This window comes from Pigmentibacter sp. JX0631 (genome assembly GCF_029873255.1).
GTDB lineage: Bacteria > Bdellovibrionota_B > Oligoflexia > Silvanigrellales > Silvanigrellaceae > Silvanigrella.
The window spans coordinates 2,532,326-2,549,394 of sequence record NZ_CP123622.1; the positions used below are offsets into that span (position 1 = coordinate 2,532,326).

Sequence of the window (17,069 nt, forward strand, 5' to 3'; positions counted from 1 at the left end):
GTAAAAAAGAAAGCTTTTTTACTTCTTTAAAAGCCAAACTGACTTGGATCTATTCCGTTTTTCTCAAGAAGTTTTTTGGCATCGTCTTGCAGTTTTTGTACTTCGGGGTTTTTCTTTATTTCTTCTTTGATCTTATTTGTAACTTCTTTTGAAGCATTTTTTATAAATCTTTTTTGCAGGGGTTCAGTATTAATTGTTACTTCAGGTTTGGAAACAGTTCCTGCTAAATAAAGGGTCAGTTCGAATTCACCTTTGTCATTTAATAAGTACTTTGCATAATTACTTTGTTGAATTAATTGTTCTTTAACTGATTTACTGGCGATATATAAAGCAGATCCTGTTAAAGATTCATCAATTCCTATATCTGCGTCGAGCTTTAGAAAACCTTGTTCAGTATTTATTGAGTTTCTGACAATTAATTTTCCATTTCTTATTTCAAATTCGCCTTTCTGATTTTTCAAACTTTTTTTAGAATCTTTATCATCTGACAAGCTTAAATTTTTTAATGAATTATTGTCGATTTTTAGACTAGAAAAAGGGCCTGATTTAATAAATTGATTAAACTGTTCACCAGCCAATGAAATTAAACTTTTGGTATTTAAAGTTCCATCATTAAAAAGAAAACTACCATTTGCATTTAAATATTTTGAAAGTGATGCTCTTGAATAACCTTTCGCATTAAAAGTCATTTTAATATCAGCCGAACCTTCAATTGGACTTGATTTTGCATCTGCTTTAATAGTCTTATAAATTTCTTCAACTTTTACATTATTTAAATTTAGATTACCATTATACATAATTGGATATACAGCTAAATCAACATTCATATTGCTAGTTAAATTTCCGGAAAATAAATTCATAGAAAATTTATTTAATGTTGCTGTATAGTTTTTAATTTTTGAATTTAAAATAAAATTTGTAAAATTAAAATTTTCATAGACAAGTTTTCCTATTGAAATTTCAGTGCTGAAGTCTGATCCAGAAAGAAGTTTCTTTTGTTTATCTGAAAGACTAAATTCATCTTTATTCAAATCTTGTTTTTTACTTTCTGAATTTGCAGAAGAACTTGGAGATTCATTTTCTTCTTTATTTTCAGCTTTACTTTGGTTTTTTTCTTCATCTTTACTGTTATTTTTTGCCATAAAAGGACTTATTATTTTTGATAAAAATAAGTTCTTGCTTTGAATTTTTAATGAACCTTTAAGAGGTTTGAATGATTTGCTATCAAATAATAAATTAATATCAGAATCACCTAATTTTGATTGTAAACTTATATTTGTATCTAGAGTTTCAGGTGCTGTAAGATAACCTTCAATTTTTCCTTTAAGATTTAAAGTCGCATTAAGAAGCATATCTTTATGTTGAGGTAAAATTTCTCCCAGTTCGGCTAAATTATTTGAATTAACTAAAAAATTAATATTAGCATTTGATTTATCTAGCAAGCTTAAAGCTACTTTAGCTTTTGTATCTATAGATTGTAAATTGAGTTTAAAATCGTCAATAGTGAGTAATCTAGGATTAGCAATACCTGCAAATGCTAAATTAAAAGGAACTGATTTTTTCTTAACAAAAGCATTTCTAAAATTAATATCGAGTTTATCAAAACTTAATTTTCCATTAAAAAGAGAATTTTTCCACTCTGTACCATTTAGTTCGGTATTTACGTTTAAAGCTAAACTAATTAATCCTTTTGCTGTAACATCATTTTCAGAATAATCAACTTCTGTTGAGAAATCTATTTTTGTATCTTTACCAGAACCAATATTTGATATTATTAAATTTGTATTTTCTACTTTAGCTACTAAACGTTCCTTTGGCCCATTAACATTAAATAAATTAAACGTTGCATTTCTAATTTCGAATGATTTAATTAATATTTTATCTGTAAAAGAACTTGAACTTTTTGAATTGCCTACTTGAGACGGAAGACTTTCCTCTTGCGGAGAATGTTCTTCATTGGTTTTTTTAAAGCTTTCTTTTTTTGCTAGAGTAGTTAAATTTGTTTTTCCTGATCCTCTTAAAATATTAACTTCAGGATTTTTTATATCAATTGTACCAACAAATTTACCTTTAAAAAGCTGCATTAATTCAGTTTTAAATTTAATTTCTTTAACTTTAAAAAGTTCTGTTCCCATAAAAACTTCATCAGTATTTTCAATAGTAACATCTTTAATAACAATTCCTAGCCCTGTAAAAATAGTTAATTTCGCTGAGGAAAAGTTTATTCTAGCATTCATTTTTTCTGCGACTGCATTTTGTATTTGCGGTTTAAATTTATTAAAATCTATAAGAAAAGGAAGAATGAATAAGATTACTATTATAGTTACAAAAAAACTTGATATACCAATGATCCATTTCATTTTTGTATTCACGATTACCGCCTAGTGTTTATTTATTTATTTTTAGATCGCTACATTGTTTGATAAATGAAGCACAATATTTAGGGATTTGATCGGAAAAAGCCATCCTTAAATGCCCTCTTTTTTCATCATTGTGTGCAAAAAAACCAGAAGGAATTTCCATCATCAATGAAGCTACATTATGGTAAGGTGCAATTTTATCTTTCATGCCGTGTAACCACAATACAGGAGTTCTTATATCTCTAAGAATTCGCCTTTTTTCAAAAGTTTCAGAAACAAAGTAACGGGCTTGTTCTGCGTAGCTTATTGCAGTTTTAACTCGAATAGGAAAAGACTTGCGTTTAAAGGAGCCAACTGCGGGAAATAAACCATCAAGCCCATAGTAAGAAAATTTATTAACAAAATCTTTCAGCCAAGCGCTTGGGTATAAATAATTCCATAATTCACCAGCAGCACTTGAATAAGTATTAATACTTAAAGCTGGAGATACTGCTATGACCCCATCTATGTTGCGTGCGACATCATTCCGAGTAGCTGCAATAAGTGTGTAAGATGCCCCCATGGAGTGACCCATTAAAAAACAAGCTGGTCCTTGGCGCTTTGCGCTGAGACCTATTCCTGATTCTGTTCCATATAAGCGTTCTATAAGCAGTGGTAAGCTTCTTGTTGCTTGTTGAAAATCAAGGACAGAAGAACCATTTATTCCATGTCCATCCCAATCAAATGATAGTACGGACAACCCAGCGGCATTCAAAAACTTTATCCAATGCAAAAGGGGATAAGAGCAATCATCACCCAAACCATGCATTAAAATAATTAAAGAATTTTGTGTGCTTTCAAAACCTTTTGGAACAGCTAAAAAAGCCGTTCCTGGTCCTGAAGAAAGGGGAACATCAAAATAACTTATTGAAACATCTTGAAGACTATTTTGGGAAAAGTGCCTTCTTCCACTTCCTTCAAACTTCGTATAATTTGTTTGATTTAAGCGTTCTGCTATCCACTTTTCAATTGTATACATAAATACAATGCCCTCCAAAATTGCACAGTGAGCTTTTCCATCTAGGAGTACATTATAACTACTTCTACTTTGTGACAAATATGAGTGCCATAAAATGCTATGGCATTTAGCTTTTGTGAACTATAAAATTAATGAGTTAGAATGGTTGGAACTGTATTGGGAGATATATTTGGTGGTTCTTTCATTCCAACCGCATTCAAATGTGCAGGGATTTTTTCTCCTTTTAAAAGAAGTTGTTTCCCCAACCAAAAACACGTTTTTAGATGATCATCTCTTGGATACAGGGTATTTGTATGAATTAAAATACTTAAACCCATTCTATTTAGCATTAACCAAGGAATAATATTTGCAAAATCAGCTTCCGTAAAAGCAACTTCAAATTGTGGAAAAGTGTGGGGACCTGTAGCAAAATCATACATAATTCCCAATTGAATTCGAAATCTTTCTGCAATTTGTTGGTATAGTAGTTTAGCTATTTCTTTGTTATCTATTGTATAATAAACATGCGCGTGAAAATTAATAATTTCTTCTTTTAAGCGAATTTTTCTATCAAATTCTTCACTCTTAAAATATTCTTCTGAATTAAAATTTGGATCAAAAAAATCTTTTAACTGCGCAAATCCTCCAAGATTCTCATTTGTGAGCTTAATTTCGTCCATAGTTTTTTCCTTTAGCTTTTCTTAAAATAACAAGAGACCAAAATGTTGAAAAAATGGGACCTGGAAAATGTAGCATAAAAAAATGTAACTTACTAGTATTAAAGAGTAATTTCAGTATTTGCAAATAATGATTCAGTTCAAGATATTTACATGATAATTAACCCTATTTTGGTTTATTTGATGAGATCAGAAGGAGTCAAACTATGCGAGAATTTACTTTGGAATCAACAATGAAGGAAGTTGAAACTCAATTTCCATTTGCAAGATCACTACTACACAGTAAATTTCATGTGGGAGGTTGTGCTACGTGTGGCTATGAACCACAAGAAACAATTACTCAAGTTGCTGGAAAACATAAAAAAGATGCAGATCTAATGCTTCAGGCTCTTAACTTAGGTTTATTGGATATGCAAAAATCTGAAATAACTGTTGATGAGTTGGCTGATTTGAAAAAAAGAAATGCTAAAATATTGATCTTAGATGTTCGGGAAGAATGGGAATTTGAAATAGCACATCTGCAAAACTCAATCTTGTTAACAGAAAAAAATTTTTCTGAGAATGTAGAAAAATCTAAAAACGTTGAGTGTGTTATTGTAGTATGTCATCATGGGTTAAGATCTATGAACGCAACTTTGTATTTAAAAGATAATGGTATTTTAAATGCTCGAAGTTTACAAGGCGGAATAGAAGCGTATAGTATTAAAATAGACAATTCTATTCCGAGATACTAGATTGTTTAAATATCTTTATTGATTTTATAAAGAAAGAATTTTTGCAATGCCAATTGATGCGCAGAATATTGTATATTTTAATAATATTCAAGCAAATCATCCTGCATATATATCTATTTTACCTGATTATATTAATAAAAATATCCAATGTAAGTTAAATCATACTGGGAAGAATATTCATGTTTTTCAGAAAAAGTGGATATTACAAACAGAAGATAAACAAAAAGAATTAGAATTACTCAATGAAAATGTTGATTTTTCGGTAGCAAAAAAATATCCAATTATTACTTGCGAAAGTATATTATTTGATGGAGTTTTATATCGTAAAGAAACTAAAACTTTTTCTGATTTTTTATTTTGGAAAAATTTGTCGCCTGGTGTTTATTTTTACACTTTTTCAAATATAAGTGAATTTTCCATGAGCGATTTTTTTGGTAAAAAATCTAGTAACAGTTTTTATTACTGTGAAAGTTTATCTGGTACTGAATATGAAAAAAAATTTTGTTCTCTACTTGATCCAGAAACAGGCCAAATTGAGAAAAAAAATTCTGATAGTCAAATACTTTATCAACTTTTAAATTCAGAAAAATACAGAATTTTTAATATAAATATCGGTATTAAAAATGAAAAAAAAGTGGAAATAAAAAACAATGTTAAATTTGTCTTAATGCCTTCTGAAGAAAGTAAAAATATTGGAAATATTCCTCCCAATATTGAATTTTTTGAAACAGGTAAATCAATAAGTTTACTTTGCAACACAAATCAGTTTTTGAATAGTCCAAATAATATAAAATATATCTGGTACGAAAATGGGAAAAAAATATTAGACGAAAATAAAAATATATTGCCAAGTAAAAAAATTATCTATGGAAATAACTACAGTTGTGAGAATAGTAATGGTTTATCAAGTAATGTAAAAATTGATTCGAAAATATTAAAAATAGTTGGGAAAAAACAAATTTCGTTTCAAGAGAATGATTTAAGTATTTCTGAAATATACTATACTAATACAAACTTAGACGAAAATAAAATTAAATGGAGTTGCTTTGAATCAAATGATCTGAAATGTAAAGTGTTAAAGAAAGATAATAAAATACAAATTACTATTGAAGGATTAGATAAAATAAGGCGAGGAAATAAAAATTCATTTGTAACTTTAAAACTAGATACAGAGAATGAATTAATAGAGAAAAAAATTATCCTATATTTCTTAAAGTCAGATGAAATAAATCTCCAGAATATTTCTAAAGAAATTACAGTTAAATATAATTCCAAAGTAGACTCTTATGATTGTAATATACCAGATAATATTAGAGATATAACTGATTTTCATGTGAAATGGTTTTTAAATGAAAAAGAATTAATTGATTTTAAAGATTCTCTTATTGCAAAAAATAATCAATTTAATGGATTACTTAATTGTATTGTTTATGGGAAAAATAAAAATGAATTATTTATCGGTGCTAATGCTAAAAAAATTGTCAATTTTAATGAAAAAAATCCATCTTGGTTGAAAGAGTCTTATCTTTACAATCCTGAGATAAATAATAAAATGATGTTATTCCAAAATAAAAAAAATCATAACAACAATAAATTAGAATGTTTTATTTTGAATACAAGTGGCGATAAAATTACAGAAAATATTTGCAAACTAAATAAAAATGGTTTTAATGAAATAAGTATTACTCAACTTGATTTTCACATAATTTCTGAATATTTAAAGAAAAACGAAATATTCGATATATTTAATCTCCCTAAATTACCGCTTTTAATTAGATTTTTTGAAGATAAAAAAGTAACTGATTATTATTCAACATTTAAAATAATTATTCCAAATTATAAGCCAGTAATATTATCTTCTGGTTTGATTACTAATAATAATTCTCAAAATTGTTACGCCATAGTTAGTAATCCACAAAAACTTTTCCTCTCAGCAGAGTTTTATTTAGTAAAGAATAAAATTAAAAAAAATATTTCACCTTTTGATAAATTTGATCAAAATAGTCAGCAAGAAGTGTTTAAGAATAGTTTTAGTAATTTCGATGTGTTTCAGTATAAATTTAAGTTTGAAAAAAAAGAAGATTCTTGTTTAATTAACATATCAAATGGAACACAAAGTTCTTTTAGCAAAGCTAAGCTTGTTTCTGAAGATAAAATGAAAAAAGATATAAAAGCATTAGAACATTTAAATTTGCATCAAAAAAATATATCAAGTAACTTGATCTTCGGTCGGAAAAATAAATTACTTATTTCAGAACTAAATAAATCAGTGAATGATTTAGAAAGTATTGAAACTGAATTTAAAATTGATAAAAAAAGAAATAATTCAGAAAATTTATTTTATTTAGATTATTTTTATAAAGATAGTAAAACTTATTTAAATGTATATTTTCCATTAAAAATATTTTTCGATAATAACGAGTTAGTTCAAAAAAATATTCCACTAGCTAATCATCAAAAAAGTAAAGAAAATTTTTCTAATTTCTTTTTTTCATCAAGAATTTATCAAGATAGTAAAAATAAAAATAGATTTTATTGTGAAGTTACAAGTAATGATTCTAAATATCTAAAAGATTTAAATTTCTCTATTTTTTTAAATTCTGAAATGATTCAAGAAAGAATTGGAGATATTCAAGGAGTATTTTTTGATATAGATAACTATGAAATTGGAGACAATGTTATTTGTCAGATTGAGTCCAAGGAGATGTTTGATAGGTCTTCTTTTAATCAGAAAGAACAAAGTGAACTTCAGTCTTTTTGTATTGCGCGTGATTATAATAATTCTATTTTTAAATTTTCATGTCCAGCAATAGTTGCAACTAAAATAAATTCTAAGGAAATAAAATTTGCATTAAAAGATTTCTTAATTCGAAATTTCAAAAATTATAGTGATATAGATGCTGTAAATGTAAATATTTGGAGTCTATCTGAAAAAAATAAATATAGTATATCAATGAGTTTTAAAAATGTTTTAGAGGAGCTTTAATGAATTTAAACGTTAAACATATTGCTATAATTCATCCAGCAGGAAAAAATAGAATTTCAAATGAAAAAAGAAATGAACGGATTGAAAAAATAAAAAATTTAGGATTTTTGGTAACAGAAATACTGCCACAACAAAACTCGTTAGACGGTGTAACTGCGGGACCTGTATTAGAGAGAGCTTGTTTATTAAGTTATGCTTTAACAATGCGGAAGTTTGATATTTTGTTCGCGGCCAGAGGTGGTATGGGTTGTACTGAACTTATTCCTTATTTAGAAAATCTTCTTCCGCCAGTCATTTCGGACAAAATATTAGTAGGTTTTTCAGATATTTCTTTTTTAGGTGTTTATTTAGGACTTAGATTCCCTAACTTTAAATATATTCATGGGCAAAATAGTTTTAGTCCAAATTTATTGTCGGGGCCAATGCTCGATCAAAAAGCCCTTTTTGAATTATTAAATCATAAACCAACAGCTTATAATTTTCCTGTTGATGTAATTTCGAGTAAAAATATCGATATTAGTAATGAAATTTCTGGAAAATGTATTCCCCTTAATTTAAGTCTAGCTGAGAGTGTTGCTGCTATTCAATATTTAAATTTACCAGAAGATAACATTCTTTTTCTTGAAGAGTGTAATGAACATTTATATAGAATTTTAAGAAAATTTGATTCTTTGATCAATTCAGAATTTCTTGCAAAAACAAAAGCAATAGTAATCGGAAATTTTTCTGATTGTTTTGATCCAAGCGATAGGCCTTTGAGTAGAGAATTATTGTTAAATATTTTGGCAAAAAAAACCAATCTCCCAGTAATAGATTTTCCTTTATTTGGTCATGAAGAATTTCGGTTTCCATTGCTGATGAAAAGTGAAATTATTATTAAGAAAATTAAAAATAAATTTACAATTAAATTTACAAACGAAATTAAAGATAAGCTAATGATAGCAACAAATTTTCCTGCTAATTTATTTACAAAAAATAATGATTTATTGAAAAAAGATATTAAAATTCACTTGACTGGTATTGGTGGGACAGGAATGGCGCAGGTTGCTGGTTTATTTAAAGCAGCAAATTATAAAGTAACAGGAAGTGATACGCCGATTTACCCTCCAATGGATAAGGTAATTGCTGATCTAGGTATAAAACCCGATGTTGGTTTTCTTGCTGAGAATATTCAAAAGAACAATCCTGATGCTGTTATACTTGCGAATGTTGTCAGTAGGCTTAGTGCGAGTTTGAAAAAAAATGAAGAATTAGAAGAGTTATTGCAGCAAACAATACCTTTACTAAGTTTTCCTTCAGCACTCAGGAAATATTTTTTAGCTGAAAGTACTAATATTATTATCAGTGGGACACATGGAAAAACCACAACAAGTAGTTTAGTAACACACTTGTTAACGCAAATTGGAAAAAAGCCATCTTTTTTAATTGGTGGTCGACCTGCAAATTTTGATGCTGGTTTTTCTTTTCAATCGAAAGATTTATTTGTTTTAGAAGGGGATGAATATGATTCAGCCTTTTTTGATAAAGGTCCTAAATTTCTTCATTATGAGCCTAAAATTTGTCTAATTAATAATATTGAATTTGATCATGCTGATATATATGCAAATGTTGAAGCTATTGAAGCCGAGTTTCTAAGGTTAGCTAAGTTAACGAAAGAAAGAAATGGAATTGTTATTGCTAATTTTGATGATATAAGGGCAAAAAAAGTTGCTCTTGAATCGGGAGCATTTGTTATAGGATTTAGCGCTCATAAACAAGAAAAAAATTCTTACTGTTGGCAATTAAAATCTTATAAAACTCTTTCAAATGGGATTGAAGTTGAATGCAAGCAACCAAATGGGAAATTACTTAAATTTAAATCAAGTATTTTTGGTCAGCATAATGCCTTGAATTCTATTGCTGCTGTCGCAATTCTTGCTGCGCATCAAATAATAGAAGATGAAAAGAAAACTGGAAAGAAAAGATCGTTAAAATATGAAGAAAATAAAACATATCTTGCGAAAATAACAAAAGCTATGACTTCCTTTAAAGGTGTAAAAAGAAGATTTGAACTTTTGCGTGAAAAAAATAATATTACCGTTTTTGATGACTTTGCCCATCATCCTACAGCAATCGTAACAACTTTAGAAGCTTTTAGAAGTTATATGAAAAGTGTCGGGAAAAAAGGAAGGTTGATAGCTTGTTTCGATCCAAGAAATGCAACTATGCGTAGGAGAGTTCTTCAAGATCAGCTTGCAAAAAGTTTTTTTCATGCAGACGAAATTTTACTAGGTAAGGTGCCACAAGATTTGCGAATGAACAAAGAAGAAGTACTTGATGGACCTGCAGTTGCATTGGCTTGTGGAGAAAATGCAAAATATTTTGACGACAATGAAAAATTACTTGTAAGTTTAAAACAACAAGTACGTCCTGGTGATACAATTGTATTCATGTCAAGTGGTTCATTTGATGGAATTCCAGCTCGCTTTGCAAAGGAGTTATAACGACTCCTTAAAAGAGGATTTAAAATATGCTGCAAGGATCAAAACCTATATTTTTATTTTTTCTTTTAAATTTTTCTGCTTTTACTTTCATTTCTTGTCAAACAAATAAAGAAAATAATTCGGCTTCTATTCCAAATCCACCAAGATCTAAAATACAGACAGGAAATCCTCCAGCATTGGAAGTAAATCCACCATCATATTTACAAGCAAGAATATTAAGAATTTCTTATAATTTTCAGACAAATAGATTGTCGCAAGCGGATTCAGATGAAGCTTTTATGTTAGGAAAAATGTTAGAGGAAAGAAAAAATTATCTTGATGCTGAAAAGATGTATTCAATATCATTTTCTTTCAATAGTAATTTAAATTGCGGTTTGAGTTTAATGGGGGTTTTGTTAAATTTAAAAAAATATCAAGAAGCATTATTAGTTGGAGATAAATTGTCTGTTTTGTTTCCCAATAAACCTGAAATTGATTTAGCTGTAGCTTCTATATATCAATTGAATGGTAATTATCCTATTCTGGTAAAAAAATTAGAAAAAGCATATAAAAAGTATCCAAATAATGAAGCAATAGTAATTAATTATGTTGCAAATGTTAAACAGCATAGGAAAAATATTTTAGAAAATTTTTTACTAAAAAATCCAAAGTCAACTAATATTATGATGGCTCTAGCGCAAAAATATTATAATGAAAAAAATTATACTAATTCTTTAAAATTTGCTAGAAGAGCATATAAAATAGATTATGACAATATTGAGATAATAACTTTAATTGCAAGAATTGAACAAAATCTTAGAAATTATGGAGAAGCTGAAAAATTTTTTAAAATAGCTTTTGATAAAGAAACTGAAAACAATTTAGCAGCTCAAAACTATATAAATATTTTACTTTTTCAGAAAAAAATTCAGATTGCATTATCAATTTTATTAAAACTTGAAGCAAGCTCTGATGAACATGTTCCTTTTCCACCAGAATTTTCTTTCCAAATAGCGAAAATACTGATTGTAAATAAAGATTTTACAGGTGCAAGAAAAAGGTTGCAAGAGTTGCTAGGGTTGAACTACAATAATTCTACAATCCATTACTATTTGGCAATTTGTAGTGAAGGTTTAAGATTATTTTCTGAAGCTATAGCAAATCTTGATAAAATACCTATAGAAAATGAATTATATAGAGATGCATTGAAAGCTAAAATAATAATTTATATTAATGCAAAAGATACTGATTCAGCGAAAAAAAGTATAGAAAAATTTGGGATTTCTGAGTCCAACCTAGTTCAGGATACTATCTTTAAAGTGAATATGTATGCTTACTTTTCTAAGTATAAAGAGGCTATAGATTTATTAAATAATGCTATTAAAAAAGTTCCTACTGCTAAAGAATTGTATTTAAAAAAGGCCGAATATCTGAAGTTTTCTGAATCAGACAGTGCTTCGATAGCTTTCGCAGAGCAACTTTCAACAAAATGGCCTAATTATGCTGAAGTACTTAATTTCTTAGGATACTCTTTGGCAGAAAAAAATGTCAAGATTGAATATGCAAGAAAAATTTTGCATAAAGCCGTTTCGCTTGAGCCACAAAATGGATTTTATTTAGATTCACTAGGTTGGTTATATTTTCAAAAGAATGACTTGAAAAATTCTTTAAAATATATAGAAGAAGCTTTGAAATATGAACCTGATGAACCAGTTATCAACTATCATCATGCTCTGGTTTTTTTAAAGTCGCAGCAATATGAGCAGGCATTAAAAAAACTTGAAATGACGAATAAAATTTTAAGTGATATGCTTCCCTATCAAGTTGAATCCGATCCGGAATTAACAAAAATAGCAGGCAAATTAGGTGAAAAGTTGCAGGAAGTCAAACGCATCTTAGAAACACAAAAACGTAATATTTCAAGGAATTTATGAATAATACTACTTTAATTTTACCCCATTTATACGATGCATTACATCACGAAATTAAAATAGATAGAATTGATTGGACAATAGTGACCCGTTTTGCTGAAAATTGGAAACTTTCTGTGGCAGATGCACTTCTCGACTTAAGTTACATTGATGAATCGACATTGGCTAGATGTCTCGCTCGTTCGCATAATTTACCTTATTTACCTGGTACCCAACTTAAATTTGATTTTTCTGAAGTGAGTTTGGAAAACTTTGATGATTTAATGAGTGTTGGTGCTGCTCCTTTAGATGAGCATCGTTTGGCTATTTGCAATCCTTATGATGATCATAGAGGTTACTTAGACAAAAAGTTTTGTGAAAGGGAAATGATCGTAACAGAACGTTCTTCTATAATTGAGGCTTTAAGGAAACATGGCTTTAATGAATGGATAGATGAAGAAGTGCAAGCCAGAAAGTAAAAATATTTTAAATTCATTATGCTTTTAAATGAGATGGTGCTATTCTATATTTTATAGAGTAATCCAGGAGTTTAGTTTGAATAAAGATTTAAATCTTAATAATATTTTATTTTCTTTACCTTCAGTTTTTTGTGTTTTAGATTTAAATTTTAAAATAGTTTTGTCTAGTAATTTGTTTAATTCACTTTTTCAAATGCAGCAAAATGATCAGCTTGTATTTTCGCAGTTCTTACATTTTCATTCTTCATCGCACGATAAATTAAAAACTAATATTCTTGAAGAAAAAATTAATTTTGTGTTAAAAAATAAAATTCCTAGCTCATTCTCAATTAAATTGAAATTAGAAAATGAGGGAATGATTCATAGTAAATTAGCAAAAGTTGATTTTAAAATAGCAATTATTCCTATTTTTTTTGAAGAAAAAATTTCAAATATATTAATTCATTTTGAAAATAGAGCGAGCAAAAATCATAATTTTAATCTGTTTGAAAATATTTACTCTTTGGGAGCTCGATATCAAAGTGTGTTATCAGAAAAAATATTACGTTCTCAAAAGATAGAAAATATTGGAAAAATGTTACTTGGTATTGTTCATGATTTAAATAATATGTTTACAATAATAAATATTAATTGCGATATTATTTTAAACTCGTCTCAAATAATTTCTCCTGTTATTAAAAAACAAACAGAGCAAATTAAAAAAACTTCAAAACATTCTGCTGTATTAATGCAACAGATTTTAAATTATACAAAGAGATCTGCTAATAAAATTCAACCAATAAATATTAACTACTTAATTGATGATTTAGAAAAAATGTTGCTAAGAATATTACCTGAGAATATAACTCTTATTAAAGATTTAGATCCTTATTTATCTAGCGCATTAGTCGAGCCAATTCATGTTGAACAAATTATTCTAAATATGATTATTAATGCAAAAGATGCAATTAAAGGAATGGGTGAAATAAAAATAAGCACATCTAATAAAGAAATAAGTCAGCAAATAAGTCATCAAAATTTTCTTTTAAAAACTGGAAAATATGTAGTTCTTACTATCAAAGATAATGGTAAAGGAATAGAAAAAGAGATTTTTTCTAAAATTTTTGAACCATTTTTTACTACTAAAGAAGATAAAGGAACAGGTATTGGGCTTGCTACTGTGTTCAATATTATGCAACAATGTCATGGCGCTATATTTGTTGAAAGTGAAGTTGAGAAAGGAACTACATTTACTATGTATTTTCCAGCTTCGAATTTAGAAGCAATTAATTTTCCGACTGTAAAACAGATTGAAGCAAGTAAATTAAAAGGAAATGAAAATATCTTAGTTGTAGAAGATAACGGTGATTTAAGAAAAGCAATTGTTCAGAGTTTAGAATTTTATGGGTATAAAGTTCACTCAGTTTCAAATGGTCTTGATGCCTTCCATCTACTTCAACAAAATAAAAGACATTATGATCTGGTTATTTTAGATATTGTATTACCACTACTAAATGGAATTAAATTAAATGAAATACTTTCTAATGATGGATTTCGTGGTAAAATATTATTTTTAACAGGATACAATGATCTGCACGGATTTGAGTTAGGTGAATCGCAAAATAGTATAGACTTCTTAGACAAGCCTTTTATTCTAAATGATTTATTAATAAAAATGAGAAATATATTAGGAAATCAATGAGTTACTATCTTTAATTTTCACCAATTATTGCAAAATATTCACCCAGAAAAGGGATTTGAACTTTGATTACTCCTTGAATTACTTTGTTCGCATTTATTTTTTTTACTGGAATTTTTACAGTATATGATGAAGAATAATTGCTGCCTAAATCAGGTGAATCAAGCCAACCATTAATAACAGGAGCATAACCGTTTAAGGGCTTAAAATGATGAATTGATGAACCTAATACTTCAGCATTTTTTAGCTCAATAACTTGTGCTATAATCTTTTTTTCCCCTTGTGCCTTAACTCTTGCAGCGGAAATATTTGTAGATAAGAATCCTGTATTTTCTATGCGAAGTGATATTGATGAAAAAGATTGATCTTTGCCATCGATTATTTTAGCTGTAACCTTAGGTTGTGGAGCGATATCAACAATTAAAGGTAACAGTCCCATTTGATTTTCAACGACTTCTGAAATCAAAGATTCTGGTGGATTGAAAATACCAAATGTGAGTGGAAACTCAGATATTTCAACTTCGCCAAGTTGAGGATGCTGGTAACTTTTCCAAGGAGTTCCAAATATTGTATTATTATTGGAATCTCTGTCGAGTTCATAAATTTTTCGCCATTCTTTTTTTGTCCAAAAATCATATCTTCTTACAAAGGGTCTATCATCTCTGCCTATGCGTTTGGGTAAATCCCATAATTCACAAACGTAACTAATTGCCCCAATAGCTTGGTAGGAAAATCCAGTAAGGCAACCTTGGAGAGGTTTGCCAGGAATGTAAGTAAACTCATTGTGACAACTTACAGCTGGATAGTTAGTTAATTCTTGAATTTTTCTATCTAACGTATAATAAATACTTCTATCAGTGATATCCATGGCAAAATCATCTTTAGATTCAAGAGGGCGGATAAAAACTCCACCAAAAGTATGATAATTTAGCCAAAAATATAATTCAGGGATGCTCAAAGCAAAATCTGCAATGGCTTTACTTTCAGGTTCAGAGAAAGGCATTTTACCGCCTTTGTTATCTAAATAATTTGGAACCCAATCAACAGGAAAATTACGATTTAAATCTACTTCATTATCACCTACGCAATTAGCAGGTGGAATTGATGTGCCATCAAAATTTTCTATTATTCCTTCAGGATAAATATCATAAAAAGGTTCTTTGTCACCTAATTCACGTTTGCGAATCAACTGAGGATACATTTCATCTTGAACCCATGTGCCAGAGGGACTTTTTTTTCGTATGTATCCTATTCTATTTTTTTGTTGCAACAATTCATATGTGTTAAGTTTAATATCTTTCTCTAACAAACACATTCTTTGCCAATAACAACCAAGTTCAGATTGATTTCGCATGTCTCGTGCATTGCTACGATTTTTCTTTCCAGTTGTAAAATATTGTTCAGCACCATCAGGGCAAATTCGAGGAATAAAAACATAATTCACTTGGAAAAATTTATCTTCTTGATTTGTTAATTTTTCCGCTAATTGTTGAATGTGAGCAAGAACTGTATTGGTGCCAATAAGTTCTGCTGAATGCATATTGGCATCCATCCAAACAGTTGGTTGTTTTATTTTTTTACCTTTTGGATAAACACGTAATGCTACAATGGATCTATTTTCTAATGTTTTAATTAAGTTTATTTTTTCTATTTCTACATTTTTAGGAAATTGTTTGCAAAGAAGATCTAAATCGGAAATCATTTCATTATAATTTAAATATTTATGTGGAAAAGATAATTTAGACATAAGATCTCCTTTAAGCTTCTATATTTTATTATTCTTGAATATCAAAATTGTGGTAGACGTTTTGCACGTCATCATGTTCTTCTAATTTGTCAATTAATTCAAGAGCTATTTTCGCATTTTCTCCAGATAAAGAAACAGAATTATCTGGAATTAGTTCGAGACCTGCTTTTTCAAAGGGAATATCTGCTTTTACTAAGGCTTCACGGACTTGCGCAAAAGAAGTTACTTCTGTGTACACCGTAGTAAAATTGTCTTCAGTAAGGACATCTTCTGCGCCAGAATCTAGAGCAATTTCCATTATTTTATCTTCTGCAACTTTCTGGGCATTGATAACAAACACTCCCCGTTTTTTAAACATCCACGCAACAACACCCATTTCGCCCATGTTTCCGCCGTTTTTTTGAAAGATACGGCGTAACTCGGGATGTGTCCGATTTCTATTATCAGTCAAAACTTCTACCATAATGGCTGAGCCAGCTGGACCGTAGCCTTCGTAAGTAATTTCTTCAAAGCTCATACCGGTCATTTCACCTGAGCCTTTTTTAATAGCGCGCTCTATATTATCTTTAGGCATGCTATTATCTTTTGCTTTATTGACTGCAGCGCGCAGAGCCGAATTAGAGTTGATATCGCTTCCGGCACGTGCAGAAACCATGATTTCACGGGCAAGTTTGGTAAAAAGTCTCGCTTTAGCAGCTGCACTTGAAGCCATTCTGCCAGCAATAGTATTGTGTCGACCCATAAAAATATCCTTATATATATAGAATTTAATCTTTGCACAAAACTTCTTCAAGAAATGTGCATTAAAATACATTAAGTGATTTACCATTAAGACTTAAGATTGAAAAGGGCTTAGTGATTTGCTAAATAAGAAATTAATTAAGCTAAAATTATTTTTTAAATAAAATGTTAATTAATGAAAGAATTTAAATTTTAACCTTCAATCAATAGGTAATAATCTAATTTAATATTAAAAAAAAGTATTTTTATTTAGCAGGTCTAAAAATTTGGGTGTTAACTAAATATCTGATAGTGTTAC

11 protein-coding genes are annotated in these 17,069 nt (G+C 28.8%); 6 read left to right on the forward strand and 5 right to left on the reverse strand.

Translation table 11 applies throughout. From position 1 onward, the window contains the following. Positions 1-26: 26 nt before the first annotated feature. The 3 genes from QEJ31_RS11090 to QEJ31_RS11100 all read right to left on the reverse strand — a co-directional run bounded on the left by QEJ31_RS11090 (position 27) and on the right by QEJ31_RS11100 (position 4,037). On the reverse strand, positions 27-2,372 hold the full coding sequence (locus QEJ31_RS11090) for an AsmA family protein (protein WP_280590138.1): 2,346 nt from the start codon (positions 2,370-2,372) through the stop codon (positions 27-29). A gap of 16 nt (positions 2,373-2,388) precedes the next feature. Continuing rightward, positions 2,389-3,378 carry an alpha/beta fold hydrolase gene (locus tag QEJ31_RS11095; protein WP_280590140.1) on the reverse strand — a complete coding sequence of 330 codons (990 nt, stop codon included), beginning with the start codon at positions 3,376-3,378 and terminating at the stop codon, positions 2,389-2,391. Between the two features lie 128 nt (positions 3,379-3,506). Continuing rightward, complete coding sequence (locus QEJ31_RS11100) at positions 3,507-4,037, reverse strand: DOPA 4,5-dioxygenase family protein (protein ID WP_280590142.1); 531 nt, start codon at positions 4,035-4,037, stop codon at positions 3,507-3,509. Between the two features lie 203 nt (positions 4,038-4,240). Here QEJ31_RS11100 and QEJ31_RS11105 point away from each other — a divergent pair, with 203 nt between their 5' ends. The 6 genes from QEJ31_RS11105 (at position 4,241) to QEJ31_RS11130 (ending at position 14,286) form a co-directional block, all read left to right on the forward strand. After that, positions 4,241-4,768, forward strand: a complete 528-nt coding sequence (locus QEJ31_RS11105; protein ID WP_280590143.1) for a rhodanese-like domain-containing protein — start codon at positions 4,241-4,243, stop codon at positions 4,766-4,768. A 46-nt stretch (positions 4,769-4,814) separates the two neighbouring features. Further along, positions 4,815-7,754 carry a hypothetical protein gene (locus tag QEJ31_RS11110; protein ID WP_280590144.1) on the forward strand — a complete coding sequence of 980 codons (2,940 nt, stop codon included), beginning with the start codon at positions 4,815-4,817 and terminating at the stop codon, positions 7,752-7,754. Continuing rightward, positions 7,754-10,237: a Mur ligase family protein gene (locus QEJ31_RS11115; protein WP_280590146.1), complete on the forward strand. Its 2,484-nt coding sequence runs from the start codon at positions 7,754-7,756 to the stop codon at positions 10,235-10,237. The genes QEJ31_RS11110 and QEJ31_RS11115 overlap by 1 nt, the downstream gene beginning before the upstream one ends. A gap of 26 nt (positions 10,238-10,263) precedes the next feature. Next, complete coding sequence (locus QEJ31_RS11120; protein WP_280590148.1) at positions 10,264-12,150, forward strand: tetratricopeptide repeat protein; 1,887 nt, start codon at positions 10,264-10,266, stop codon at positions 12,148-12,150. Further along, a complete protein-coding gene (locus QEJ31_RS11125; protein ID WP_280590150.1) occupies positions 12,147-12,605 on the forward strand; it encodes a hypothetical protein in 459 nt (152 codons plus the stop codon). Before QEJ31_RS11120 ends, QEJ31_RS11125 begins: the two co-directional genes overlap by 4 nt. A gap of 76 nt (positions 12,606-12,681) precedes the next feature. Further along, positions 12,682-14,286: an ATP-binding protein gene (locus tag QEJ31_RS11130; RefSeq protein WP_280590151.1), complete on the forward strand. Its 1,605-nt coding sequence runs from the start codon at positions 12,682-12,684 to the stop codon at positions 14,284-14,286. A 10-nt stretch (positions 14,287-14,296) separates the two neighbouring features. Here the strand turns inward: QEJ31_RS11130 and QEJ31_RS11135 are convergent, their stop codons facing one another. Together QEJ31_RS11135 and QEJ31_RS11140 are read right to left on the reverse strand one after the other, a co-directional pair. Continuing rightward, the gene (locus QEJ31_RS11135) at positions 14,297-16,030 is read right to left on the reverse strand and encodes a M14 family metallopeptidase (protein WP_280590153.1); all 1,734 of its coding nucleotides are present in this window, start codon (positions 16,028-16,030) and stop codon (positions 14,297-14,299) included. A gap of 28 nt (positions 16,031-16,058) precedes the next feature. Next, positions 16,059-16,772, reverse strand: a complete 714-nt coding sequence (locus QEJ31_RS11140) for a YebC/PmpR family DNA-binding transcriptional regulator (RefSeq protein WP_280590154.1) — start codon at positions 16,770-16,772, stop codon at positions 16,059-16,061. Between the last annotated feature and the right edge of the window lie 297 nt (positions 16,773-17,069).

Excerpts from the sequence above, each read along its gene's own strand:
- QEJ31_RS11095 (WP_280590140.1), bottom strand. The coding sequence starts at position 3,378 with ATGTATACAATTGAAAAGTGGATAGCAGAACGCTTAAATCAAACAAAT.
- QEJ31_RS11100 (WP_280590142.1), bottom strand. The coding sequence starts at position 4,037 with ATGGACGAAATTAAGCTCACAAATGAGAATCTTGGAGGATTTGCGCAG.
- QEJ31_RS11105 (WP_280590143.1), top strand. The coding sequence starts at position 4,241 with ATGCGAGAATTTACTTTGGAATCAACAATGAAGGAAGTTGAAACTCAA.
- QEJ31_RS11110 (WP_280590144.1), top strand. The coding sequence starts at position 4,815 with ATGCCAATTGATGCGCAGAATATTGTATATTTTAATAATATTCAAGCA.
- QEJ31_RS11115 (WP_280590146.1), top strand. The coding sequence starts at position 7,754 with ATGAATTTAAACGTTAAACATATTGCTATAATTCATCCAGCAGGAAAA.
- QEJ31_RS11120 (WP_280590148.1), top strand. The coding sequence starts at position 10,264 with ATGCTGCAAGGATCAAAACCTATATTTTTATTTTTTCTTTTAAATTTT.
- QEJ31_RS11125 (WP_280590150.1), top strand. The coding sequence starts at position 12,147 with ATGAATAATACTACTTTAATTTTACCCCATTTATACGATGCATTACAT.
- QEJ31_RS11135 (WP_280590153.1), bottom strand. The coding sequence starts at position 16,030 with ATGTCTAAATTATCTTTTCCACATAAATATTTAAATTATAATGAAATG.
- QEJ31_RS11140 (WP_280590154.1), bottom strand. The coding sequence starts at position 16,772 with ATGGGTCGACACAATACTATTGCTGGCAGAATGGCTTCAAGTGCAGCT.